21 protein-coding genes and 1 tRNA gene are annotated in these 24,249 nt (G+C 42.3%); 9 read left to right on the forward strand and 13 right to left on the reverse strand.

Going from position 1 to position 24,249, the window contains the following annotated elements; all coding sequences use genetic code 11:
- Positions 1-49 precede the first annotated feature (49 nt).
- Entirely contained in the window at positions 50-1,189 is a 1,140-nt protein-coding gene (locus MSMAS_RS15350) for a DUF362 domain-containing protein (RefSeq protein WP_048046778.1), read from the forward strand.
- Between the two features lie 78 nt (positions 1,190-1,267).
- Here MSMAS_RS15350 and MSMAS_RS15355 read toward each other — a convergent pair whose 3' ends face one another.
- Positions 1,268-3,823, reverse strand: a complete 2,556-nt coding sequence (locus MSMAS_RS15355) for a PRC-barrel domain-containing protein (protein ID WP_011033732.1) — start codon at positions 3,821-3,823, stop codon at positions 1,268-1,270.
- Between the two features lie 155 nt (positions 3,824-3,978).
- On the reverse strand, positions 3,979-4,371 hold the full coding sequence (locus MSMAS_RS15360) for a PRC-barrel domain-containing protein (RefSeq protein WP_048037438.1): 393 nt from the start codon (positions 4,369-4,371) through the stop codon (positions 3,979-3,981).
- 587 nt (positions 4,372-4,958) lie between these two features.
- Between MSMAS_RS15360 and MSMAS_RS15365 the strand changes: the two genes are divergently transcribed.
- On the forward strand, positions 4,959-5,177 hold the full coding sequence (locus MSMAS_RS15365; RefSeq protein WP_015412086.1) for a hypothetical protein: 219 nt from the start codon (positions 4,959-4,961) through the stop codon (positions 5,175-5,177).
- A gap of 122 nt (positions 5,178-5,299) precedes the next feature.
- On the opposite strand, the gene MSMAS_RS15370 is transcribed toward MSMAS_RS15365, so the two are convergent.
- Positions 5,300-5,911: a hypothetical protein gene (locus tag MSMAS_RS15370; protein ID WP_011033729.1), complete on the reverse strand. Its 612-nt coding sequence runs from the start codon at positions 5,909-5,911 to the stop codon at positions 5,300-5,302.
- An 83-nt stretch (positions 5,912-5,994) separates the two neighbouring features.
- Positions 5,995-6,783, reverse strand: coding sequence for a helix-turn-helix transcriptional regulator (locus MSMAS_RS15375; protein WP_230633294.1), 789 nt, complete (start codon positions 6,781-6,783; stop codon positions 5,995-5,997).
- A 364-nt stretch (positions 6,784-7,147) separates the two neighbouring features.
- On the opposite strand from MSMAS_RS15375, the gene MSMAS_RS15380 reads away from it, so the two are divergent.
- On the forward strand, positions 7,148-8,242 hold the full coding sequence (locus tag MSMAS_RS15380; RefSeq protein WP_048040300.1) for a hypothetical protein: 1,095 nt from the start codon (positions 7,148-7,150) through the stop codon (positions 8,240-8,242).
- 187 nt (positions 8,243-8,429) lie between these two features.
- Here MSMAS_RS15380 and MSMAS_RS15385 read toward each other — a convergent pair whose 3' ends face one another.
- The 3 genes from MSMAS_RS15385 to MSMAS_RS15395 all read right to left on the reverse strand — a co-directional run bounded on the left by MSMAS_RS15385 (position 8,430) and on the right by MSMAS_RS15395 (position 13,304).
- The gene (locus MSMAS_RS15385) at positions 8,430-9,287 is read right to left on the reverse strand and encodes an AIM24 family protein (RefSeq protein ID WP_015412083.1); all 858 of its coding nucleotides are present in this window, start codon (positions 9,285-9,287) and stop codon (positions 8,430-8,432) included.
- Between the two features lie 371 nt (positions 9,288-9,658).
- Entirely contained in the window at positions 9,659-11,083 is a 1,425-nt protein-coding gene (locus MSMAS_RS15390; RefSeq protein WP_048046782.1) for a sodium/glutamate symporter, read from the reverse strand.
- Between the two features lie 256 nt (positions 11,084-11,339).
- Positions 11,340-13,304, reverse strand: a complete 1,965-nt coding sequence (locus MSMAS_RS15395; protein ID WP_048036359.1) for an MASE3 domain-containing protein — start codon at positions 13,302-13,304, stop codon at positions 11,340-11,342.
- Between the two features lie 129 nt (positions 13,305-13,433).
- On the opposite strand from MSMAS_RS15395, the gene MSMAS_RS15400 reads away from it, so the two are divergent.
- The 4 genes from MSMAS_RS15400 to MSMAS_RS15415 all read left to right on the forward strand — a co-directional run bounded on the left by MSMAS_RS15400 (position 13,434) and on the right by MSMAS_RS15415 (position 16,701).
- The gene (locus MSMAS_RS15400) at positions 13,434-13,661 is read left to right on the forward strand and encodes a hypothetical protein (protein WP_048039400.1); all 228 of its coding nucleotides are present in this window, start codon (positions 13,434-13,436) and stop codon (positions 13,659-13,661) included.
- A gap of 420 nt (positions 13,662-14,081) precedes the next feature.
- Positions 14,082-14,738 (forward strand): phosphoribosyltransferase, encoded by a 657-nt coding sequence (locus tag MSMAS_RS15405; RefSeq protein ID WP_015412080.1) that lies wholly within the window; start codon positions 14,082-14,084, stop codon positions 14,736-14,738.
- Between the two features lie 31 nt (positions 14,739-14,769).
- The gene (locus tag MSMAS_RS15410) at positions 14,770-15,450 is read left to right on the forward strand and encodes a dienelactone hydrolase family protein (protein WP_011033719.1); all 681 of its coding nucleotides are present in this window, start codon (positions 14,770-14,772) and stop codon (positions 15,448-15,450) included.
- Positions 15,451-15,729: 279 nt separating this feature from the next.
- Positions 15,730-16,701, forward strand: a complete 972-nt coding sequence (locus MSMAS_RS15415) for a cation diffusion facilitator family transporter (protein ID WP_011033718.1) — start codon at positions 15,730-15,732, stop codon at positions 16,699-16,701.
- Between the two features lie 70 nt (positions 16,702-16,771).
- On the opposite strand, the gene MSMAS_RS15420 is transcribed toward MSMAS_RS15415, so the two are convergent.
- Positions 16,772-18,790 carry an MASE3 domain-containing protein gene (locus MSMAS_RS15420; protein ID WP_226987562.1) on the reverse strand — a complete coding sequence of 673 codons (2,019 nt, stop codon included), beginning with the start codon at positions 18,788-18,790 and terminating at the stop codon, positions 16,772-16,774.
- Positions 18,791-19,142: 352 nt separating this feature from the next.
- On the opposite strand from MSMAS_RS15420, the gene MSMAS_RS15425 reads away from it, so the two are divergent.
- Complete coding sequence (locus MSMAS_RS15425; RefSeq protein ID WP_011033716.1) at positions 19,143-19,607, forward strand: peroxiredoxin; 465 nt, start codon at positions 19,143-19,145, stop codon at positions 19,605-19,607.
- A 75-nt stretch (positions 19,608-19,682) separates the two neighbouring features.
- Here the strand turns inward: MSMAS_RS15425 and MSMAS_RS15430 are convergent.
- A tRNA-Thr gene (locus MSMAS_RS15430) sits at positions 19,683-19,754 on the reverse strand.
- A gap of 325 nt (positions 19,755-20,079) precedes the next feature.
- Positions 20,080-21,090, reverse strand: a complete 1,011-nt coding sequence (locus MSMAS_RS15435; RefSeq protein ID WP_048046785.1) for a class I SAM-dependent methyltransferase — start codon at positions 21,088-21,090, stop codon at positions 20,080-20,082.
- A 188-nt stretch (positions 21,091-21,278) separates the two neighbouring features.
- On the opposite strand from MSMAS_RS15435, the gene MSMAS_RS15440 reads away from it, so the two are divergent.
- Positions 21,279-21,548, forward strand: coding sequence for a hypothetical protein (locus MSMAS_RS15440; RefSeq protein ID WP_015412077.1), 270 nt, complete (start codon positions 21,279-21,281; stop codon positions 21,546-21,548).
- A gap of 25 nt (positions 21,549-21,573) precedes the next feature.
- On the opposite strand, the gene MSMAS_RS15445 is transcribed toward MSMAS_RS15440, so the two are convergent.
- The 3 genes from MSMAS_RS15445 to MSMAS_RS15455 all read right to left on the reverse strand — a co-directional run bounded on the left by MSMAS_RS15445 (position 21,574) and on the right by MSMAS_RS15455 (position 24,092).
- A complete protein-coding gene (locus tag MSMAS_RS15445) occupies positions 21,574-22,227 on the reverse strand; it encodes a LysE family transporter (RefSeq protein ID WP_011033713.1) in 654 nt (217 codons plus the stop codon).
- A 400-nt stretch (positions 22,228-22,627) separates the two neighbouring features.
- Positions 22,628-23,641: a transcription initiation factor IIB gene (locus tag MSMAS_RS15450; protein WP_011033712.1), complete on the reverse strand. Its 1,014-nt coding sequence runs from the start codon at positions 23,639-23,641 to the stop codon at positions 22,628-22,630.
- A gap of 190 nt (positions 23,642-23,831) precedes the next feature.
- On the reverse strand, positions 23,832-24,092 hold the full coding sequence (locus MSMAS_RS15455) for a Gar1/Naf1 family protein (protein WP_048047026.1): 261 nt from the start codon (positions 24,090-24,092) through the stop codon (positions 23,832-23,834).
- Positions 24,093-24,249 lie beyond the last annotated feature (157 nt).

Genomic DNA, 24,249 nt, shown 5'->3' on the forward strand with positions numbered 1-24,249 from the left:
CGAATGAAACCGGAAAAGAATTAATAATTACCCTCATTTATTTAAAGCAATGAATAAAGTCTCCATAGTTCCCTGTTCTGATTATTCCAGCGCAAAAGAAGCAATAGCCAGAGCTCTGGACCTTCTGGGCGGTCTTGAAAATGTAATCGGCAAGGGAGACAGCGTACTCCTGAAGCCAAATATCCTTGCAGCAAGCCCCCCCGAAGCCGCCGCAACTACCCACCCGGCTGTGGTCGCGGCGATGTGCGAGTTCGTTATCAATGCAGGAGGGAAGCCAGTGGTAGGGGACGGAGCCGGGATCTCAAGACCTGGGGCTACTGCAAAAGCCCTGAAAACCTCAGGGATAGAAGAAGCTGCCTTAAGAGCAGGAGCCAGGGTTGTGAACTTTGAGACTGCAGGTTTTAGCCTTGTAGAAGTCCCGGAACCTCTTCAATTCAGGAAACTGTATATTGCAAAACCTGTCCTTGAAGCCGATGTTATAATATCCCTCCCAAAACTGAAAACGCATGAGCTCACCTATTATACAGGCGCGGTTAAGAACTTCTTTGGCGCTCTTCCCCTCAGGTGCCGGAAAGAGACTCACCTCCTCGGGGAGAGGGATCTTTTTGGAGAGGCAGTTGCAGATTTATATTCTGTCATCCGGCCCGATTTTGCAGTAATGGATGGAATTGTGGGTATGGAGGGAAACGGGCCATCCCATGGGAAACCCATAAACTCAGGAGTAATTCTGGCAAGCAGGGACTGTGTTTCCCTGGATATTGTCGCGGCAGAGATGATAGGATTTGACCCTCTGAAAATCCCCACGACCGCGGGTGTCCTGAAGAAAGGCTTTGGAAACCAGTGCCCTGTTGTGGTCGGAACACCATTAAAAGAAGTCAAAAAGAAATTCAAGCCATCAAGCGGTGGAGTCAGTAAAGTTCCTCCTTTTCTGACGCGCCGCCTCGGAAAATATTATACCGCTTACCCGAGAATTAACCAGAGGAAATGCACCCGCTGCTCTGCGTGCTACAATAACTGTTCTCCTCATGCTGTAGAGCGCCTTGCGGACGGGAGTTTCAGGATAAATAAGGATAAATGTATTTTATGTTATTGCTGCCGTGAACTCTGCCCCAATAATGCGGTTGAGATTAAAAAATCGCTGCTGGCAACTCTTTTGACAGCAAGAGAAAGTATATTCCAGAAAACATGACCGGTAAAATGTAAAAAAGAAAAAAAGATAGAAAAAATTGAATTCAGGGAGATAGATAATGCCTCCCCGGATCCTTTATTACTGATATTTCTTCTCCCTTCTTTCTGCTACCGTGCGTTCCCTTTCCAGGCGTTCAAGTTTCTCTTTATCTGTCTCGGTCTCCTCCATTCTTTTAATTCTTTCTTTATCCTGCTGTGCCATTTTTTCCTCTGCGGTTTTTAGCTGCCCGTGGCTTTCGCTTTGAGCCCGTCTCTCCATTCTTGCCGGCTCTCTTTCCCTGGGACTTTCGGCAGTCTCCCCTGTCACTCCGGTTACTTCAGCCGTTTCTCTTTTCTGCCAGTACGGCTGGTATCCATAGTAGGTATAGGTCCTGAATAGGCTGTCACGGGTTAAGGGCCATCTGTCCTTATCAAAGCCTTCTGCATCCTTCAGGACATCTTTAGGAATATTAAGGACAAAGGCGTGTTCGTGAACCTTCAAAGAAAGTGCCTTCCAGGGGATGGCAAACAGTTTGTCTCCCATGCCAAGGAATCCGCCAAAGGACAGTACAGCATATCCCACTCTTCCATCATCAAGGTCGATCATCAATTCTTCAATCTTTCCAAGGTCCTCCCCTTCCGTATTGATGACTTTATCCCCTTTGATAGTGCCTGCTGAAAGGAATTCCGGACTTTCTCTGCCCGCTGTAACATCTTTTCCGGAAACCCTTTCTGAGCCTATCTCTCCGGGAAGCCCTGTCCTTTCAGTCGCCTCTCTCTGCCAGTAAGGTTCGTGTCCGTAGTAATTGTAGGTCTGCGAGAGACTCTCACGGGTAGTTACAGGCCAGTTGTCCTTATCAAAACCTTCTGCTTTTTCAAGTGTTTCTTTAGGAACGTCAAGTACGAAGGAATGCTCGTGTACTCTCAATGATAGAGAGTTCCAGGGAATAGAAAATAACTTGTCGCCCAGACCGAGGAATCCGCCAAAAGACAGTACAGCATATCCTATTCTTCCTTCATCAAGGTCGATCATTAATTCTTCTATCTTTCCAAGGTCCTCGCCGGCTGTATTGACAACCTTGTTCCCTTTTATAGTGCTTGCCGATAAGAATTCAGGGCCTTCCCTTCCTGCTATTCCTTCAGTCCTTGCCATTTTTGCATATCCTGTTTCCGCTCCTTTTGCTGCCATTACACCCCCTGTTCCTAACCCGGCAAGCCTTTCCTTCTCGGTCTCATGGCGCTTTTCTGCTTCCGTTCTCTCTTTTTCAAGCCTGGCAAGCCTCTCCTGCTCGGTCTCTACTTTTCTTTCAGCTTCCATCCTCTCCTTTTCCAGGCGGGCAAGCCGTTCTTTCTCACTTTCTTCACGCCTCTCGGCTTCCATCCTCTCTTTTTCAAGCCTGGCGAGCCTCTCTTTTTCGGTCTCTTCCAGCTTCCCCACTCTTGCACGCTCACTCTCCAGCTGTGCCAGTCTCTCTCTGCGGGACTGTTCCTGCCCCTGTAAAAGATTCACCTCTTTCTCAAGCCTGGATACTTTTTCAGTCTCTTCGAGCCTGATAGATTCCTGAAGTTCTTTTTCCAGCCCTGCAAGCTTCTCTTTCTCAACCCGTGACTGATTTTCAAGTTCCATCTGTTCTTTTTCCAGGCGCGAGAGTCTTTCTCGTTCAGTTTCTGTCTGCCTCTCCCGTTCCATACGTTCCTGTTCCAGACGGGAGATTTTTTCTTCCTGCGTCTCTTTTAACCCTTCAAGTCTTTCCCTTTCCTGTCTTGCCTTTAACTCTTCATCTGTTTTTACCAACCCTTTCCTCTCTCTTTCCATCCGGGACATCTTTTCTGCTTCAGTCTCACCCATGACTCCTGCCGAAACGCCTGCCCCCACTGCCGCTGCCTGCCAGTAAGGTTCAAACCCATAGTGCGTGAAAGTCCCGGAAAGTTCCTGACGGGTTAGAGGCCAGTGACTCTTGTCGAAACCTTCTGCCTTATCAAAGGTCTCTTCAGGAATGTCAAGTATGAAGGCATTATCACGGATTCTAAGGGAAAAAGCCTTCCAGGGAATAGCAAACAATTTGCTGCCTATACCAAGGATCCCGCCATGTGATACTGCGGCATATGCCACATTTCCATCCTGCAGATCGATCATTATTTCGTCGATCTTTCCAATATCATTCCCATCCCTATTGACAACTTTATTTCCTTTTATGGAATCTGCTGACAGGAATATGGGGTTCTCGCTGGCTGATTCTCTTGATAACCTTTCTGCACCTACCTCGCCCCGTATTTCGGTCTGCTCCTCTGCCCTTCTTTGCCAGTATGGCTGGTATCCGTAGTAAGTGTAAGTATCGGAGAGCCATTCACGGTCAGCTGCAGGCCAGTTGTCCTTATCAAAGCCTTCCGCTCTCTCAAGTGTTTCTTTAGGAATATCAAGTAAGAAGGTATGTTCGTGAAGCCTGAGTTTTAAAGCCTGCCAGGGAATGGCAAATAGTTTGTTTCCCATACCCAGGAACCCGCCAAAAGACAATGCCGCATACGCTATTCTTCCGTCATCGACGTCGATCATCAATTCTTCAATCTTTCCAAGGTCTTCTCCAGCAGTATTGACGACCTTGTCCCCTTTTATAGTGCTTGCCGATAAAAATTCTGGATTATCTCTATGTGCCATAGTTCCAACTCCCTAAATTAAAAAGATGTTCTAAAGTACACGTATTCTGAAAAAAACATAAAACGTATATCGGATCTACTTCATCCTGACTTTTCAGACTTTTCATATGCCAGTAAGATGAGACCTGCGCCTTTCCTGTCCGCCCATACAGGTTTTTAAATATTTCCCGGCCTATTTTCCAGCATTTCTGTCTGCCAGTATGGCTGATATCCATAATAGCTGTACATAGAGGAAAGCCATTCACGGTTAGTTACAGGCCAGTTATCTTTATCAAAGCCTTCCGCTTTTTCAAGGACTTCTTTAGGAATATCGAGGACAAAGGCATGCTCGTGCACTCTTAACGAAAGGGCACTCCAGGGAATTGCAAATAACTTATTGCCCAGACCAAGGAACCCACCAAATGAGAGTACAGCATACGCTATTCTTCCATCACGGAGGTCAAGCATCAGCTCTTCAATTTTCCCCAGGTCCTCTCCAGCGGTATTGATGACCTTATCCCCTTTTATAGTGCTTGCTGACAAAAACTCAGGATTATCTTTATGCGCCATAGTTCCAGCTCCCAAAATTAAGGAGATTTATTTTAAAGTCAGCGTCCCCCAAGACGCAAAACTAAAACCTCTCCCCTAATGATTATTATTTTTTTAATGTTACTTAAAACTACCGGAATCATTTAAAATAATATTTTATGTTACTGAAAGAAAAATATATAAATAAAATTTAGTAAGAAATTGAAGAAAGGAAGATATTTATTATCAAAAGTCCTCCTTTAAATCCTGGAATTGTAGATTGGAAAAAAAGTCCTGGATAAAGAGGAAAACAGGTATTGCTAATTGAAAATCGATAGAACAGAACAATAAAAACTAATAAGCATTAAAAAAATTATTCATCAGGTTAAAAGTTAAATTTTTACGTACTTTCGTCATTCCTTAAGGTATATTTCAGGCATAAAGAAGATTTAAAGGTTTAAAGCGAAAAAAAAGGCAGAAGGAAGACGGAAATCTGTCGTACATTATAACACTTTCCATTTTATCTTTTTGCAAGATTTTTTAACCTAGGACGCCGAAAATACGTAGTAAAAGAATCTTCTGTAAAACCAGATTACCCTGTGCTCATGAATAAAGAAGGTGTTGGTTAGATGGTCTATACCTACGTGGATACGGAGTATGCTCCGGAAAGATGCTCGCTATGCGATGGAACCGGGCATTCTGAAGGCGGAATCTGTGAGGCTTGCGGAGGACAGGGGAACGTTCTCGTTGCCCAGCCTGCTATTACATGCCCGCTTTGTAACGGGTCAGGGAACCTTGAAACAGGGACCTGCAAAGCCTGCGGAGGAAGCGGATGGGCTCTTTTCTGAAAGAAAACAGGTAATGATTTCGAATAGCCTTTTTTGTTCCTTTTTTGTTCTCATTAATAATCCTGAATAAAACCTCATTTCCGGGCAAAGGATCTGTCAAAAAGGTCCTCCATGCCCTAAAATCAACTCTTTTTTTCATTTTGCCTTGCCAGAATATCTTTCTTTTTTTCTTCAGGAAGGCAGTCAAAGCAGGTTTCATATCTTGAAGACTTATACCTTTTCCTGCATCTGGGACAGATTTCCATACCTTTCATGCTTGCAAAATGGCAGCTCTTGCAAAGCATAATCGCATGCTCAAAAGATGCGGATTCTTCCTCTGCTTTTTTAATCTCCTCTTCAATAAGTTCTTCAATTCCGTTTTCTGCAAGCCATTCATGATAGAGCTGCTTAAAGTTTCCTTCTCCCCTGTCTTCGATAAGCCTCTCAATTATCTGTTCTTCAAGGTCACTATGATCAGGTTCGATCTTATGTATTGTTGAAGCCCTGTGCCATGCAGGATGGCTTTTATGGCGGTGTTTGCCTGTCAGAATATACTCAAATTGCTGGTACTTCTCCCTGTAAACTTCTTTAAACCTGGTATAAGCAAGATTGTAAATACCTGAGCGGATTTCTGCCGGAGAGGAGACTCCGGGAGTGCAAACACACAGACGGCCCGGAGAACTGCACCAGGCGCAAACCTTGCCTTTAACAAATTCAGCCCTTTTCTGCTTCCATTCCGTGGAGGTTCGTTTCATGCGGATACCTGCAAGACCTTTTGCCGTAAAAGATATTTAAAGCTGGGTGCCCCGTGCTCCTGGACCAGTAATATCTTTTTGCTCTACTTCAGGTTAGATAAACCACCGTTAGCATCAGGGAAAGGGCGTGGAGAATCCATTGAAAGGACATTCTCTGACCGATCCCGGTAATATTCAAAAAGTTCTTTACCCCAGGCAAGGGAAAGGGGCTCAAAATTAAGAAGGTACTGCCCTTCAAATCTCCCCTTTTTATTGAATAAACCGAGAAGTAACGCATTATCCGAAACCGCAATCAGTGCAGGTATTTCGAGTGGTCCTCCTTCGTAAATAAAAATCGAAGCATTACCCTTTGCCATGATCTTCTCTCCAGTATCATGAAAATCCCCTGAAAGCCTGTCAAATGAGTCCCTGCTAAAGATGAGTTGTGCCTGAACATTCTTTTTTGCAAGCTCCAGAGAAAAAGATGGAATCAGGGGATGAAAAAAAGAAAAAAGGAGCATAACCTTTGAAGAATCGGTAAAATTGTCTATCAGCTCAGGAAAAAGGTCAAAGCCGTGAGTTAGCCCTGGTTCGAGTAGCTGGCTTCCTTTAAGGTCCCCTATGCGCTTTAACAGATGAGGAGGAATGGAATCAAGCTTCCTGTAGCCCCAGTAAGAATCATTGTCTTCAAATATGCCGGCTGAATTCAGCAAAGGCCTGGCTTTTCTGACCAGTATCTCACCTGTGGTGGAAAGGGAATATACGTCTCCGTTCTGGAGAATTAAACCCTTTTCCTTTAATTTTTTGATATGGGGAAGAAGAGAAATTCTGGAAATCTGAAGCAGATCCGGAATTTCATCAATATTCCTGGGCTCTTCTGCCAGCAATAACAATAAATTTTTTCTTTTCTCAGAAAATAAAAGAAGATTTACAAGCTGTAACTTCATCTGGTCTGCGCCTTCTAACGTAAATCAGCATACAATAAGCAGATGCAATTGTATGAAAATTTCAAATAAATATGACAGTGATATAATCATTAGTATATGGATATATAATCATTAGTATATGGATATAAATGTTATTTAAAATATAATACAAAAAAACCAGAAAGTCAGGTGAAAAAACAGAGAACACCAATTTCAAATTGTCATCTGGTTGAAACCAGGGTAAAAAACATATTTAAAAAATACTATATTAACAGGGAACTTTTAATTTGAAATTATCCCTGAATCGAAAGCCTGGTAAGAGGAGGAGATATTGATTAACAGAACATTTCCTGTACTGCTGATATTACTGTTAATTTTTATATCCGGATGTACTGAGAAACAGGCAGATAACCCGGAGAATCAAACGGACGTATCAGAGAATGCTACCATAACCCACAAAACATACGGAGCCTTCACGCTCCCGGAAATGCAGCTGCAGGAGTTAACAGTGAACAGCACAGCAGTTGTGTTTACTACTTCGGATAACGAAGGCAATTTCAGGAAAACATATGAAAAGCCATTCAATGAAACTGCTTTCAGAGACCTTATCAATCTTTTCGAAGAAAAGCGTTTCCTCCAGATGGAAGAACGCTATGTCCCTCAGGAAGGCCAGCCTTTAGTTACGGATGTCGGGACTCTGGAAATTAGCCTGGAAGATGAAGTACATACAAAAACCGTAACTGTAGACCCTTATTATTCCGAATACATGCCAGAAGGCCTTCAGGAAATAGATTCCGCACTTGTTGAACTGAGAGCTTACACCCTTTCCACCTCTCGGGAAGAAGCTGAACAGATAGCCGAAGCCTGGATAGAGAACGCACCCACATACGGTTATGACGGTTTTGACTTGAAACTGGAAGACCATGAAGTTCTTGAGACGTACCCTGAACAGCACTTTCTGAACTATATATTTACCAGCAGGCACGGAGGGTATGGAAACAGGACAGACCAGATAGTAACCGAAGCTCTCACCCCTCACAGTATAGAAATTGCTGTTTCTGAAAGAGAAGTAAGGTCTGCCGTAATAGATGGAGAATGGGATGAAATTGCCCAGAAGCCCCTTGAAAAAGAGCCGCACAATGATGACAGCACTGAAGTAGTTTCAGGAGCTGAAGAGGATCTTCTGGAGATGAAATATCCTGTATCCGAAGAAAAGACTCCATGGGATCAATGGTATGAAGAAGGGAACATCCAGTTTATTAAAGCCCCCAATGAGCCGGAATTGATAACAGCATATTACGGGACTGTGTACGGAATAGAGGTCTTCGATATAAGAAGTGATGAGCCCTTTCACACAGGTAAAGTAAAAGAAAGCGACTCTGAACAGATGAGAGACCTTGGATGGACAGATTTGGAAGAAGAATAAGCCCTGAAAAAATATCAGAATAGAAGAGGCAAAAATTAAAAAAAGGATAAAAAAGCACCTTTTTTTATTAAGGTGCTTTACGTTTATTTTTTTTAAGGTGCCTTACGTTTATTATTCCAATTCAGTCAAATAAAAGTATTAAGATCCTGGAAAAATTACTTTCCTGAAAAATCGCTTTCCTGGAAAATCAGTCATCATTACTGGTGTCAGCGCTTCTTGAAGTATTCAGGAGAGGCGCGGAAAAACATTGAGCAAGGGTTTTATAGACATACTGAGTAGGAGCCATCCAGACAATTCCCGTACCTTCAAAGGTCTGAAGTGCTCCCTCGCCGCTGGTGAAATTGCCGACAAAATTCTTTGCAGACCTCCCGACCGTAAAGTTAAGGGAAGCAGTCCTCAGGAACACAAAGTTTCCATCAACCTGCAATCTCTCATTCTTGAGTTCATACTTCAGGACCTCAGCCGGAGGCACGGGAATTGCAAGCACACAAAGCCCAGTTCCGCTGATTTTTGTCTGGAACCAGCCTTCTCCTCCAAAAAGCCCTGAAGAAAGGTTTTTCTGGGCTGAAACTTCTACACTGATCCCGTTTTCACAGCAGTAGAACATTCCCCTGTCTACAATAATGGCCTCGTTCTTCAGTTCCAGCAGTATATAATGGTTGAAACCCGGCTCAAGAAAAATCTCGCCTGTGCCTGAGTACGTAGGAGTAAAAGTGGATTCACTGGTCAGCCTGTTTTTAATCAGTTTTTTCGCAAGCCCCCCAACTCCTCCTGTTTCGCATTCAGCAGCGATGTTCCCTTTATGGAAATACAGGGCTCCCCTTTCGGTTGTTACTGCACTGTTATTGAGAGTGATTTTTATCTGTTTGAGGCTCATGCCGGCTTTTTCAAGATAATACAGGTTTTCTGCAAGGCATACGTCCCTGAGGCCTCGAAGGGTTTTGTACTCAAGGATCTCGATTTTTATTCCGTCTTTTTCAATGCATTCAAGGACATTGATGTTGTCATAGAAGTTTTTCTCGATAATAGACTCGCCACCTTTCATTTTTTACGAAATGGTCTCACATACTCATTTATGAATCCAGTAAATCCTTTCTGGGCTCAGATCTTATTATAAGTAAATATATTAATAAGTATATTATAAAATTTTTGTACAGTTCTGTAAAGACAGTTACCCGGAGAGAGAAACTGCAAAAATGCAGGAAAAATACTACAAAAAACAGAAAAAACTACAAAAAAACAGAAAGAAACTACAAAATGAGAAAAAAGCTACAAAAAATAACGATCAATTAATAATTATGTTTAAATAGTATAAAAATACAGGAAATATTTAAAAAAGAAAGGCGAGATACTTAATGCAGCGGAAAAAGAAAACAAATAAAAACCGGAAATAGAGGGGGTCGTGAAATAACCCCGTCATTTCCGGCCAAAATATAAAAGCCCTAATCCGCTCCAGAAAAGCATCACGACAGCTGTGAATATAAGAACGGGAACAGGTCCGAAATTAAAGATTAAAGGGACGGAAGTGGCTGTGAAAAGTCCCCCTCCAACAACTGGTTCAAACATGAGCTGTTTGTATCCAAAGCTTTCAAGCGCAGGAGACCTGTTTTCAGGGTCTGCTATTTTCATTAGCAGAAGCCCGCTTGCAGTCATACCCATAGACTGCCCGAAATCTCCCATGCCCCTTTCAAACCAGTATGAAGGGATCATTCTGGGTGCGAGCAAAAGAAAGGCTGCTACATTCCAGAAAATCCCCACGATGCTCAGGATAAGAAAAGGTGCCAGATTTCCGCCTATTGCTTCAAGAGAAAGAGTGGCGATGGCACTAACTATCAAAATATCCAGAGAAAGCCCCTGTATCCTCATCATCAGGTTTCTATCAAGCGTTTTGTATGTATCAAACCTGTCAAGAAACATCTCAAGAATAATCCCGCCAATCATTGCAAGTGGAAAAAGGGGCATGTGTTCCAGAAGGTGGATGCCTGTTGTCCTGCCCCAGGCCAGCTCCTCTATCAACTGGAGGATTTGAAGGATAATGTAACCTATTCCTATAGCAACTCCTACATAAGCAAAATGCATTGATAGGGGTTCTATGGATTCGGGCCTTGTTGTTATTTTGCCTGCACATTCCCGTGCATCGAAATCAACAACCCCCGCCTGTTCACTTTTTTTAAGGGAGATTTCATCCGGCACTTTTAGAATGGAAGATTTTCCAGTCCTTACACCGTAGTTTAAGAGCAAAATTCCAAGGATCACACTGAAGAGTAAGCCTACAGTAGCCAGGCCGATTGACAGGTCTGCACCTTCAGGGAATCCGGCCTCTGCAAAAGTAGAAGCCATACCTGCTGCAGTCCCGTGGCCTCCTTCAAATCCTATCTCTATAAGTGCACCTGCTATAGGATTAATCCCGAAGTAGGGAGTGAGTATAAGGACAGTTACCAGTATTCCGAAAACATACTGCCCCCAGGCTACCGTCTGGCCAAATGAGACCTGAGGACCTGCTATGTTCCAGATCTCCCTAATTCCGGGAAGTTTTTTTCCCAGAAAAAGGGTGGCAAAAATGATATTTATGAAGAGTCCCGGAAGGGAAGCCCATATAGCGAGCATATCTTCAGGAAATATTCCGCCGGCAAGCATGGAAAATGCAGCGTTTTCATATTCCAGCCCCTCAACCAGGTTGCCCAGGACCTGTGGTCCGAGAATGAGGGCCAGAAATCCGCCGATTAAAGAGCTGGGGATAAAGAGTTTCTGAAGATTGGGAGTTATTACCCGTATCCACTTTCCAAGTAGCAGAATTATTCCCAGAACCAGAAAACTCATTCCTACCATGGAGGGTGACATCGTGATTACTCCGTATTCGTTATTAGAATATATTATAAAATGATACTCGATTAATAGGGAGGATGTTACTTAGTTGACCGTATTCAGTTCCTTTTTAAATTATATAATATTTATTCAACTGCAAATAATGAAGAAATAAGAATTTAATCCGGTTATGAAAAAAATTAAAAAAATTAAAAAAATTCAAATTTCGAAACTTTCACCTGTTTGTCTGAAGATATCAAACTTATATTCAGGCCTTTTCAGAATTATTTCCTTAATCATTAAACCGGAGAGTGAACTCAGTCCCCTGATCCCTCTTAAGCTCAATGCTGCCGTCTATCTGGTCAATAAGAATCGTTATGAGCTGAAGTCCAAGAGAGTCAGTGGTCCGGAAATCGATATCATCAGGAATCCCTTTCCCATTATCTGAAACAGTCAATATGTAATGGAAATTACTGTTCTCCGGAGAATCCGGAACCGAATCGAAAATTTCATTTTCAAATTCAGGCTTTTCTTCATTTCTGAGGCTTATACAGATTTCTCCTTCATTTATACCTGGAAAAGCGTGTTTCAGGGAATTGGATACCAGTTCATTGACAATAATTCCAAGAGGGATTGCAGTATCCATGCCAAGACGGACACTTTCAAGTTCAAGTGTGAGATTTATTCCGTCCTTACCTACACGGTACGAATTGAAAAGGTCCGAAGTTAGTTTCTGCAGATATCCCGCAAAATCCAGAGAGTCCGGACTTTCTCCACCATGAAGCTCTTCGTGTATCATGGCTATGGATGCAACGCGGTTCTGGCTTTCCCTGAAAGCTTCAATAACTTCCCTATCATCAAATTTTTCTGCCTGCAAACTGAGCAGGGATGAGATCACCTGCAGGTTATTTTTTATCCTGTGGTGGACTTCTTTTATGCGGATGCGCTCTATTTTTTCAAGCGCTTCTTCAGCCATTTTACGTTCAGTGATATCATAAGCCAGGCCCTGGAAGTTTCCTGAGCCTTCAGGAGCACTCTCGATTCCCCGGATAATTTTCCTGACCCATTTTGTCTCTCCGTTTTTTTTGCGGATTCGAAGTTCATTCTCGATTACAAGTCTGGGGTTAGATTTCAATTTTTTCCTGTTTTCAAAAACAGAGGGCTGATCTTCAGGAACGACCAGTTCCGTCAAAGTTATTTTTCCAGAAAGGATTTCGTCCTTCCCGTATCCTGATACTTCCTCAACCGGGCCTTCTATTGATACGGGCATAAAGTTCTCGTCCAGCTGGAACCAGACCCCTGGGAAATGATCTGAAAATGGATGATAGTTTTCCTGAACTCTTTCTTTATCAGAACTTTTGTTTTGAGGTTCAGAAGTCCTGTTTGCCCCTATCATCCTGCATATGAGGTGATACTCGTCCCCGAGGAAAATGGCTTTTTGCCTGAACTCTTCTTCCCTGTGTTTAAGTTCCCTGAAAAGGAGGCTGCACGGCTCTTCAAATCCGATACCCACAACTGCCTGGTATATAAAATAAAAAGATAGCAGTTTAAGGAAATGACCTGTGATATTGGGGAATTCACCGATGTGAGAATACAGAGCGAAGGATAAATCTCCCAGAGCTGCAAGTGCTATGGAAGCTGCAAGCAGATTGAAAACCTTGCTTTCAAAGTGATCCCTTTTCACATAAAGCGCTATCAGTGAGCAAAAGAGAATAAAAGAGATAATGTATTCGCTCAGAATTTTGAAAGTGGTAATTCCCGAACCTTCAATATAGGCAGCCGGAAAGTTCCTGAAAAAGAAGATAGAAAGCAGGCATAAAATCGTAATTGCTGCATAAACAAGAAAAACATTCCAGGCAAAAGCTGAGCTATCAGGAGATATTATGTATCTTTTTTCAACATCCGGGTTTACGTCCTCTTTTCTTTTAATAAGGAACAGCGGAGCAAGCAGAAAGGTAATGCTTTCCAGGTATCTTGCAGCTATCCAGAGCTGGACGGTCAGGTTAATACCCGAGCCAGGAAACAGTTCCATTCCCCTGAATGTGAAGGTATGCAGGAAATCAATGCTTCCGATGAAAAAAAAGGCAACCCCTATGAATATAAGGTATCCGTTTTCCAGTCGGGATCTCGATTTCCATACTATAAGAAATATCACATATGCTACATAAACGCTGAAGAGTTCTACCACGGTATGAAAGAGAAGGTAATTTCCAAGGCTGATAAGGTAAAGCAAGCCAATTATCGCAACCCATAACACTGCTTCATAAAAACCTGGTTTAAACGTATTCCTGCTGATGTATGATATATGCAGTTGCCCCCCGTATGCTACTAACCAGATAATTAATCGATTTCATAGAATAAAACCGCATTGGAATGCATCCGTGAAATGATAAAGGGGCAGAAGCCCCCGATTTCGTACATTGCAATACAAAACTATGGAAAGAGAAAAACAGTAAAATCAAAAATAAGAAGAAGCCCGGAGAAGTCATGTCCTTTTACTGGACTCCCCAATACAGCAGCTCCGGCAATATACTCTCAAGCATACCTATCCGGAGCAGGACCAATGCCCTCCAGGCAGTTCTTTACTCATTTTTCATACCCGCTAACTTCCTAACTCCACAAATATAACATTATATCATTACTATTTTAAATTAATTAGCAGAAAAATTTCTTCCAATAAAAAAATAGTTTTATGTAGAAAATTTCAAAGTAATCATAAAATCAGAGTATCTCTTTAAAATTCGCTGCTTTTCCTGTAATCCGGACTCAGAATAACATAATGGTTTGAATTTATAATAACCTATACAGGAGTTACGCGGCTATGATCTATACAGAAATTACGCGGCTGGACTGAAAAATAGACAGCATTTAATCTTCAACTGTATAAACACTGACTCCATAATAATACCGGTTGTGCTTGATTTTGTATTTCAAGTGCGTAAGTCCTACTATACATTTAAGGGTTCAGACATAGATACTATAAATCAACATAGATCGTCTTATGAATTAATCAAGCCAACAGGGGTTGAAGGGAATGACGGCACACTTTAAAGATAGAGCAGACGCAGGAAAACGGCTGGCTAAAGAACTTTCAAAATATTCAAACAGCCCGGACGTGCTGATACTGGCACTTCCTCGGGGAGGAGTTCCCGTAGCTTTTGAAGTCGCAAAAGAACTGAAAGTAAAAATGGATGTTTTCATAGTGCGAAAGCTGGGAGTTCCTGGAAATGAAGAACTGGCAATGGGAGCAATTGCATCTGAAGATGTCCGTGTTTTGAATGAAAATATTATAAAATCCTATAAAATACCTGACAGAGTAATTGCTACGGTGGCTGCAAACGAACTCAGGGAACTGGAACGCAGAGAGCGCAAATATCGTGGAAGCCGCCCAAAGCCGGATATGGAAGGTATGACTGTAATCCTGATAGATGACGGACTTGCAACCGGAGCAACGATGCATGCAGCAGTTGAAGCCCTCAAGACCAAACGCCCGGCTAAGCTGGTAGTTGCGGTCCCGACCGCTTCCCCTGATATGTGCAAATTCTTTAAAAAAATAGTGGATGAAATGATCTGTGCTACCACTCCCGAGCCATTTTATGCTGTGGGTGCATGGTATGAGGATTTCAGCCAGACAACAGATGAAGAAGTCTGTGAGCTGCTGAAGAAAGCACACAGCTTTCCGGCAGAATGAGTTTACAGGTAAAGAATTCAAAGGGAGAAGCATGAACTCGTCATCGGATAATTATAAAAGGGATATTGAAGTCCGGATCCCTGTAGACTCCATAAATCTTGAAGGCAACCTGAATATCCCGGAAGGAGCCAGAGGAATTGTTATTTTCGTTCACGGAAGCGGGAGCAGCCGCCACAGCCCGCGAAACCAGTACGTTGCAGACGAACTCCGGAGGGCAGGCCTTGGAACACTTTTGTTTGACCTTCTGACAATCGAAGAAGAGAGAATTGATATGATGACTCGCCACCTCCGCTTCGATATTGAGCTCCTTTCAAAGCGCCTGATTGATGTAACCGGATGGGTCTTGAACAGACCGGAAACCAGAGGCCTTAATATAGGTTATTTCGGTGCCAGTACAGGGGCTGCAGCCGCACTCATAGCTGCAAAAGAATATGCTACCGCAGTAAAAGCAGTGGTTTCAAGGGGAGGAAGGCCTGACCTTGCCGAAAGTGCCCTGATTCATGTAAAAGCGCCCACACTGCTTATCGTAGGCGGGAAGGATATTCAGGTGATAGACCTGAATAAATGGGCACTGGAAAGAATAGTCGCACTGGACAAGGAGTTAAAGATAGTTCCGGGCGCCACACACCTTTTTGAAGAGCCTGGAGCTCTGGAAGAAGTTGCCCGGTTAGCCGGGAAATGGTTTACAAGATATCTTGCAGATGGGGTTTAAAAAATATCTTGCAGACGGGGTTTAAGAAATATCTTGCAGAAAGAAAATGAAAAGCCTTTATAGAGAAACTTTGAGAAAATGTTGAAAGGATTAAAAAGATTATCCAGGACTATGGAAAAAGAAATAAAAGAAAAACAGCATCATGCAGGACTATAGTCTCAAAACATGAGGAAGAAAATATTTATATCTATTGGTAGCCTACTTATATTTTTCAGATAAACACATTAAAAAGAATATATATTTTAATGAATTCAAATATCACAGCTATTCTGAGAAATTATGACAGAAACTGATGGTACGGCAAATGAAGTAATATTTCTCTCAGGGGAAAGTGAAGACTCCAGGTATTCTCAGGCAGTTCACGTAACAAAAGTTTCTGTGGTTTCAAACATCTTGCTGACGTTTTTTAAGTTTTTTGCAGGAATTGTGGGTAATAGTTCAGCAATGATAGCAGATGCCGTCCATTCCACGTCAGATTTCATGACCGACATCGCAGTAATAGCAGGCCTGAAGGTTGCCCGAAAGCCCGGAGACAGTACACATAATTACGGGCATGGGAAGATCGAAACCCTGTCTGCTGCATTTATAGGGCTCGTACTCATTGCAGTAGCTTTCGGGATTTTCTGGGGAGGGCTCGAGAAGGTTATTGCTTTTTACCATGGGGAAATGCTGCCTGCTCCCAGTGGAATAGCCCTCAGTGCAGCAGTCCTTTCAATTGTAACCAAAGAATGGCTATTCCGCTACACAATAGTATACGCCCGGGGGCTCAGGAGTGATGCTCTTACTGCAAACGCCTGGCACCACCGTTCTGATGCGTTGTCTTCAATAGGGACAATGATAGGGATTGGAGGTGCAGTCCTTCTCGGAGGCAGGTGGGCGGTACTCGACCCCATAGCTGCTGTCATATTGAGTTTTTTTGTATTCAGAGTGGCAGTCGAGATCTCGTATAAGAATCTCAACGAACTGCTGGAAGCCTCTCTGGATTCTACAACTTACAAAAGTATTGAGGAAATCCTCATATCCACAGAAGGAGTACTGGGTTTCCATGAGTTAAAGACCCGAAAGATAGGAAATGCGATGGCTGCAGATGTACACATAGAAGTGGACAGAAACCTGAATATTGTGGACGCACACGAGATTTCGGTTAAGGTTGAAGACAGGTTAAAGGAAGTCTGCGGCAAAAACGGTTACTTCTCAATTCACGTAGAACCCTGCCCAGAGCACGAACCGGGATATGGAAGAAAAAATTAAACACAGGAATTTTCCTGAAATGAGATTTCCTTTTGAGATTATAAGTCATTTTTTTGAATACAAAACAGCATCAGGTTTTGACCCCGTTTTTTACATTTATGCCCAGAATGAACCTGGTTCCCTGACGCCTTTCAAGTTTAACACAGCCATCTATCTGTTCAACGAGGAGATTTACGAGTTGAAGACCGAGGGAATCTGCATTTTCAAAATCAGTTTCTTCCGGAACACCCTTTCCGTTGTCTGCCACAGTTAAGGTGTAATCAAATCCACTTTCACAATCGACACTCTCACCGGAGATTCCTGCTTTTAAGGCTATTTTTTCCGTCCTGTGAAGACCTATGTAAATTTCGCCTCCCTTTCCTTCTGGAAAAGCATGCTTCAGGGAGTTTGAGACCAGTTCATTGACGATAATTCCCAGAGGGATTGAGGTATCCATATCAAAATGGGCCTGTTCAAGGTCAAGCCTGAGAGTTATTTTATCATTGCCCACACGATATGAAGCTAGAAGATCTGCAGTCAGTTTCCTGAGATAGGCGGAAAAATCGAGAGTGTCCATATCGCTGCCTTTGTATAATTCTTCATGAATCAAAGCCATTGAAGCTACACGGTTCTGGCTCTCACGGAAGGATTCAAGCATTTTTCTGTCACTGAACTTTTCAGCTTCGAGGCTGAGAAGGGACGAGATTACCTGCAAATTATTCTTGATTCTGTGGTGGATTTCCTTTATGCGGACTTCCTCGATTTTTTGAAGAGCTGCCTCTGCCTTTTTACGTCCGGTAATATCGTGAATAAATCCCTGGAATTGCCTGGAATTTTTGGATTCTTCCGGAAATTTCTGAAGAAACTCCCTTATCCACCTTATTTCTCCATTTTTTCTCTTTATCCTGTACTCGGTTTCAATAGAATGATCGGGATTGGAAACAGACCTGTTTATTCTCTCAAAAATAAGATACTGGTCTTCAGGTAAGACCAGATCTGCCCATTTGACCCTGTGAGAAAGAAAATCTTCTGTACTGTACCCCGTAATCTCTTCAACGTCCCCATCTATGAAAACCGTACCCTTACTATCATCAAAACGGAAACCGATCAGTCCTTCGATATCCTTCACCAGGGAAGAATAAGTTTTTTCATTAATTCTGGCGTTACAGGTAGAAAAGGCATCTTCCGACTCTTCCGTTTGAACGCCTAGCATCCTGTAAATTCGCCCCTGATCGTCCTGAAGAAAAAATGTCTTCCTCCTCAAAGCCTCTTCATTCTGTTTAAGTTCCCTGAAAAGAATACTGCAGGGTTCGCTGAATCCTGTTGACACTACTGCCCTGTAAACAAAGTAGAAAGACAGTAGTTTAAAATAGTGCCCGGTAACAAACGAAAAATCATCCACATATGTAAACCTGGCAAAGATTATTTCTGAAATAATTGTCAGGACTATGGACGCTGTGAGCAGTCTGAAAACATGGTTTTCAAATCTGTCCCTCTTTAAATAAAGAAGAACTAATGAGCAGACCAGAATTAGAGAGATTACATATTCACTTATAATTAAAAAATCAGTCAGCCCTCTGCCTTCGATATAGGAGTCCGGAAAGTTCCTTAAAACAAAGATTGAAAGAAACAAAACAAAAGTAATTCCGGAATATACGATAAATAATTCCCAGGCAAACCTTGCTTTTTCTACAGGACTGATATCTGTTTTTAAGTTCAATAGCCTGGAATTCGACAATAATAGAGGAGCAATCAGAAACGATACGCTCTCCAGATACCTTGAAGCGATCCATAGCTGGGCAGGAAGATTCATGCCGGACCATGAAAAGAACCCCATCCTTTCATAGGATAAAGCATGCAAAAGGTCAAGAGTCCCGATAAAGAAATAGGAGATTCCTATTAACAGTAGATACCTGTTTTCAAGAAATGTTTTTGATTCCCAGACAACCAGAAATATAATATATGCGATTATGACGCTGAATAACTCTATAAGTGTATGGAAAAGAAGATTATTGCTAAGACTAACCACATGCAGTAAACCTATTATAACTGCCCAGTAGATTATCCTGAAGATTATATTCCGGTTGTTTTTTAGCTCTCTTCCAGACACATTTATCCCGTATCAATAGTGTTTCTGTACGCAGAGGAGCTACTGAGTTTATATTATATATATTATGGCATTTTTATAATGGATGTTAGAAAATAGTTTGTACTGAAATAATTCCTGAGATTTAAAAATTAAGGAGATAAAAATTAAGGAGATAAAAATTAAGGAGATAAAAATTAAGGAGATAAGGTAAAGAAAAAACGGTCAGAAAGTATTATTTATGAGATACAAAGAGCAGAAAAATAACCGTAAAGCCACTACTAACTTACAAATTCATCAGTAACTTATAAAGCTATTAATAATTAAAATAGAAAAACAAATATTAAATTGAGGAAAAAATAAACTGGGGAAATTTATGACAGACGAAATACGAGTAGGGGAAACTATCCAGGACTTCCGTCTAAGAGACCAGAAGAGAGAAGAAATACATCTTTATGACCTGAAAGGCAAGAAAGTCCTCCTGTCCTTCCACCCTCTTGCCTGGACACAGGTCTGCGCACAGCAAATGAAGTCACTTGAAGAAAATTATGAGCTTTTTACAGAACTCAACACTGTACCCCTTGGTATAAGTGTGGATCCCATACCTTCAAAGAAAGCCTGGGCAAGAGAGCTTGGAATCAACCACATTAAATTACTTTCGGACTTCTGGCCTCATGGGGAAGTTGCCAGAACCTGCGGGATATTCAGGGGAAAAGAAGGTGTCTCAGAAAGAGCTAATATAATTATTGATGAAAATCGGCAAGTGATTTATTTCAAGAAATATCTAGGGCATGAGCTTCCTGATATAAAGGAGATTATAGAAGTTCTGAAAAACAAATAAGGTCTAAAAAGGAAATTTCTGAAAACCTGCCCGATGACAGCCCTGAAAAAGAGGTTTTAAACAAGGAAAACAAAAAGCCGCCGGAGGGATTTGAACCCTCGGCCTGCTGATTACGAATCAGCCGCTATACCGCTAAGCCACGACGGCACATGGATTGAAGAATAAGCAGACTTAAAATAGCGATCAAGAATTTAACTATTTCGCTCGTTAAAGTTATTATCTTTCCTCAAAAAGAAGAATTACAGAACGGAAAAACAATAGCTTCTGACTACTTTTTTACTCTTTTTTTATTTTTGATTAGCAGTAACCATTGTTTATTCTTTTATGCACGTTTCTGAGTTCTGATTCTATAACTTCTTTTTTCCCACCCGCAAAGGAATTTTTACTGAAATCTGATCCCTTACGCAATCAGGTGCCAGCGCGCAGGGGGCTGAAACTCCAAACTTCAAAGAAACTGGCAGCGGCATAGATTTCAAAGAATCTTCGCCTCGATGCAGATGTTATACTGGTGAGGAGCATATGAACGGACTACCCTTTTCTCGAGAACCTCGACCTTTCTTCCTGCTTTTTCCGCAGCTTTCCGGATAAGTTCAATAGAACTTTCAAAGAGGTCGTCTTCAGGGGTTATTCCGTAGTAGTGGATTATTCCTCCCTGCTTTGTAAGAAGGACAGCAGAATCAAGGAATTCATAAGCATTATGGGGCAGGTTCATGATTACATGATCAGCAGTTCCTGCAAACCTTTTTGCCTCTTCTCTGGCATCACCTTCGATTGCTTCAATATTTTTTGCCGAATTGAGCGAAATATTTTCATTCAGATAGCGTACTGCTTCAGGGTTTTTGTCTATTGCCACAACCCTGGAAGGCTTTTTGCTTTTTGCAAGCAGGATACTGTAGGGGCCAACCCCGGCAAACATATCGACAACAGTATCCTCTTCCTTAATCCAGGAGAGAATTCTTGAACGTTCCGTAGAAAGGCGAGGAGTAAAATAAGCCCTTGAAAGGTCTACTTTATAACGGCAGCCATACTCCCTGTGGATTGTTTCGGTCCTGTGCTCGCCTGCAATTACCTCAAATTCCCTTACCCTGAATTCCCCGATAACAGGAGTAAGAGGCTTGACAACGGATTTTATATTCGGCTGAGTTTTCAGGAGGGCATCTGCGATCTTTAGAGCGGTTTTTGCATCCAGTTTCTCGTCTTCCAGGAGGGCAATGTCTCCTATGACTTCATAGGCGGGAGTGAAACCGAGGATGTCTTCAGGGACAGGCTTTTTTTCCAGGGGCTCGAAATCAAAGAATGTAAGTTCAGAACCTTCAGGCAGCCCTTCCAGTTTCCCGGTATCAGGCTCTCTGGAAAGTGGGAGATAAAGGAAGGTTTCATCCGAACCGATCTTCAAAGAATTATCAAGAATTTCAAGACCAAGGAGTATCCTTCTTGCAGGTTCTCCTTTCTTTCGGGGGACTTTTATACACTGCCTTCTCATGAAAAATCGACCTTTCGGAAACCTAAGGTTATCCTTGTATTATTAAACTATCCCAATTTTCAGTTTCACTGATGGACAAGGTTTTCCTGATATAGGAAAAGATTTCAGGTAGAGAAGAGATTTCAGAAACTCTGTTAAAAAAAGATGGAATTCTAAAGCATGCAAAGATAAACACCGCAGGATATTTGATGGGATCCCTGTCTCTGATATATATGGCATACTCCGCAACCAGGCTTATAATTGCCGGAAAAGCACCTGCGGCAGTATTTATTCACGGCCCTTTCGGGCTTGTCACTCTCGCTCTCAGCTCTTTGTTCGTGGCTAACAGGTGGAGCTGGAAGACAGTCAAAAATATGAGAGCTCTTGTAGTTTTATTCCTATCGACTTTCAGTGGGGGAGTCTATCTGTTTTCAGTGCTGAGTAAAAGGGAAAAAATTTTAAAAGATATACAACAATAAAGAATCCCTGTTAGAAAAAATATTATTAGAACAGTTGAGCTGCGCCTTTATAGTTAAACATGAAATAAAGCCCAAAAAATATTAGAAACGTTCCGCACGCGTAGAGGATGTACCTGTGTGTTTGTTGAGAAAACAGGGTTTTTCCACGGCTGAAAGACCCGGATATTGCAGTAAACCAGCTGAGGTCTGCGGTCCAGTGCCCCAGGATATAGGCTATTGAGATGATAATCCCCAGTTCATATGCCTTAAGTACAAGCGCACTTCCAGCAGTTAGCCACCAGATCCAGAAGTAAGGATTGGAAACTGAGGTTATCAGGCCCAAAGCTACGGGATTTGAAGTCAATTTCAGGCCAGACGTCTCCGGAGAAAGTCCTGCAGAAGCAGTAGTTTTTGCATCTTTTACCGTAAGCAGTCCGAAAACCGTAAGGGAAAAACCTCCAATGATGGAAACAGCTGAAATCGCTCCACTTCCGATAAAAGAAGCAACCCCAAAGAGAATCAGAATAGAAAGTACAAGCTCAACCAGAATGTGCCCGAAAACGACCTCCGGCCCTGCAAGCCACCCTTTTTTGAGTGAAAGCTCTATGGTTGCAAAAAGCATGGGCCCGGGGACCAGGGCGCCAGTAAGCCCGATGGTGAAGCCCAGGAGAAGGGCTCTGAAGATCTCAAGTGTAAGCATTATAACCCATGGTTAATATAAATTTACGTAGTTTTTATAAAAATATTTTGATTATCAGAACCATGCGTTTTTTATAACTCTGTTTTGTAAAGCTGTTTTGGAATCTGCTTTAGAATCCATTTTGGAATCGGTTTTAGAATCCGTTTTGGAATCGGTTTTAGAATCCGTTTTGGAATCGGTTTTAGAAATTAGATTTATATTTGCTTTAGAATCTGCTTTAGAATTTGCTTAATAAATTCAATTTATATTTATTAAAATTAAAAAAGATACTCTCTGGAACAGTTTATGAGCACAGCCGCGAATAAAGTTCCATGAAAAAGGGAAGAAAAAGAGGGCACATTCAACCCTCTGTCTGCCTGAAGAACATCAATCAGCCTGGCTGAAAAAAAAGAAGAAAGATTTAGAGGATAATCTCGATATCCAGTTCTTCTGCAAGCTCTTTATACCTGTTCCTGATGGTGACTTCCGTGACCCCGGCAACATCTGCAACTTCACGCTGAGTCCTGCGCTCTCCGCAAAGAATGGATGCAATGTAAATTGCTGCTGCGGCAACTCCTGTGGGGCCTCTTCCGCTTGTGAGTTCTTTTTCCGAAGCCTGCCTGAGGATCTCAACGCTCTTGGACTGGACTTCTCCTTTCAGGTTAAGCCCGGAGCAGAACCTTGGGACATAGTCGATTGGAGAGGTGGGCATGAGCTTCAAGGCAAGTTCTCTGGAAATAAAACGGTAAGTTCTTCCGATTTCTTTCCTGCTTACCCTGGAAACCTCTTCGATCTCGTCAAGGGTCCTCGGGACACTGCACTGGCGGCAGGCTGCATATAGTGCTGCTGCGGCTACACCTTCAATGCTTCTTCCACGGATGAGGTTCTTGTCCACAGCTTTTCTATAGACAACTGCTGCTGTCTCCCTGACAGTCCTCGGAAGACCGAGAGCCGAAGCCATCCTGTCAAGTTCTGAAAGTGCAAAAGCCAGGTTTCTTTCGGTTGCGTTACTTACACGGATTCTACGCTGCCATTTTCTTAAACGGTAAAGCTGGGCACGGTTTTTGGAGGAGATAGACTTTCCGTAGGAGTCACGGTTTCTCCAGTCAATCATTGTGGAAAGCCCTTTGTCGTGGATTGTATATGTCATGGGCGCGCCCACACGGGAACGCTTCATGCGCTGATCGTGATCGAAAGCTCGCCATTCCGGTCCTTCATCAACAAAGTCGGCATCAATGACAAGTCCGCAGTCCCCACACACGAGCTCCGCTCTCTCATAGTCGTGCACTAGGTTTCTGCTACCGCATTCTGGACACACGGCCTTTTCATTCTCAACAGTTTGCTCTTTTTGTTTTTCTTTGCGAGCTTTAATCATGGCACGTATTTTTTCCCTTTCAAGGGTGTCCGAATAGCGAACTCTTTCGACTTCTACCATATTATATCACCTTACAAATTAACATGACCATATGTCTATCCCTGAATTTCAAGCCTGTACGATATAAATCACAGAATATATATAAAAGAAGGGAGAAGAAAACTCGCGGCTATGACTAGCGAAAAACTTATAAACGGGTTAAAGTTTAACCATAACGAAGGATTAAAATCATTATCGAACGTCAGATATCTCACCGAATATAGACCCTCTCATTGACTAGAGCCCGAGTTTCAGAATCAGGAATTCGCTTAAAGCCCTTCACTAAAAAATATGGATGGTTTACAGGTCCAAAGATACTGGAGATTGTACCAATCCGATTCAGAGCCTTATCAACAACAACAGAATTCAACTTAGGAAGACTACCTGAGACCTTATCGGGTTTTACCTCATCCCCTCTAATTATCAGGTTTCTAACACCTGACCTGTGCAGCACGGTACCGAGTCGTTTCATGTCAGCCACGAATAGTTATGCCTCTATACTCAGGGCAGAAATACCCTGGCTTCGAGTGGAATAAAACTATCAGTCTTAAATAAGAAAATATATTATCGACTGAAAAGCATATGTAGTCTATGTTCATTATATATAAAGATATCGCAAGACGTATATT

Source organism: Methanosarcina mazei S-6 (genome assembly GCF_000970205.1).
GTDB classification, from domain to species: domain Archaea; phylum Halobacteriota; class Methanosarcinia; order Methanosarcinales; family Methanosarcinaceae; genus Methanosarcina; species Methanosarcina mazei.

Excerpts from the sequence above, each read along its gene's own strand:
- MSMAS_RS15350 (WP_048046778.1), top strand. The coding sequence starts at position 50 with ATGAATAAAGTCTCCATAGTTCCCTGTTCTGATTATTCCAGCGCAAAA.
- MSMAS_RS15400 (WP_048039400.1), top strand. The coding sequence starts at position 13,434 with ATGATAAAGGGGCAGAAGCCCCCGATTTCGTACATTGCAATACAAAAC.
- MSMAS_RS15415 (WP_011033718.1), top strand. The coding sequence starts at position 15,730 with ATGACAGAAACTGATGGTACGGCAAATGAAGTAATATTTCTCTCAGGG.
- MSMAS_RS15450 (WP_011033712.1), bottom strand. The coding sequence starts at position 23,641 with ATGGTAGAAGTCGAAAGAGTTCGCTATTCGGACACCCTTGAAAGGGAA.
- MSMAS_RS15355 (WP_011033732.1), bottom strand. The coding sequence starts at position 3,823 with ATGGCACATAGAGATAATCCAGAATTTTTATCGGCAAGCACTATAAAA.
- MSMAS_RS15390 (WP_048046782.1), bottom strand. The coding sequence starts at position 11,083 with ATGTCACCCTCCATGGTAGGAATGAGTTTTCTGGTTCTGGGAATAATT.
- MSMAS_RS15435 (WP_048046785.1), bottom strand. The coding sequence starts at position 21,090 with ATGAGAAGGCAGTGTATAAAAGTCCCCCGAAAGAAAGGAGAACCTGCA.
- MSMAS_RS15405 (WP_015412080.1), top strand. The coding sequence starts at position 14,082 with ATGACGGCACACTTTAAAGATAGAGCAGACGCAGGAAAACGGCTGGCT.
- MSMAS_RS15385 (WP_015412083.1), bottom strand. The coding sequence starts at position 9,287 with ATGAAAGGTGGCGAGTCTATTATCGAGAAAAACTTCTATGACAACATC.
- MSMAS_RS15410 (WP_011033719.1), top strand. The coding sequence starts at position 14,770 with ATGAACTCGTCATCGGATAATTATAAAAGGGATATTGAAGTCCGGATC.
- MSMAS_RS15440 (WP_015412077.1), top strand. The coding sequence starts at position 21,279 with ATGGGATCCCTGTCTCTGATATATATGGCATACTCCGCAACCAGGCTT.
- MSMAS_RS15365 (WP_015412086.1), top strand. The coding sequence starts at position 4,959 with ATGGTCTATACCTACGTGGATACGGAGTATGCTCCGGAAAGATGCTCG.
- MSMAS_RS15455 (WP_048047026.1), bottom strand. The coding sequence starts at position 24,092 with ATGAAACGACTCGGTACCGTGCTGCACAGGTCAGGTGTTAGAAACCTG.
- MSMAS_RS15360 (WP_048037438.1), bottom strand. The coding sequence starts at position 4,371 with ATGGCGCATAAAGATAATCCTGAGTTTTTGTCAGCAAGCACTATAAAA.
- MSMAS_RS15370 (WP_011033729.1), bottom strand. The coding sequence starts at position 5,911 with ATGAAACGAACCTCCACGGAATGGAAGCAGAAAAGGGCTGAATTTGTT.
- MSMAS_RS15425 (WP_011033716.1), top strand. The coding sequence starts at position 19,143 with ATGACAGACGAAATACGAGTAGGGGAAACTATCCAGGACTTCCGTCTA.
- MSMAS_RS15445 (WP_011033713.1), bottom strand. The coding sequence starts at position 22,227 with ATGCTTACACTTGAGATCTTCAGAGCCCTTCTCCTGGGCTTCACCATC.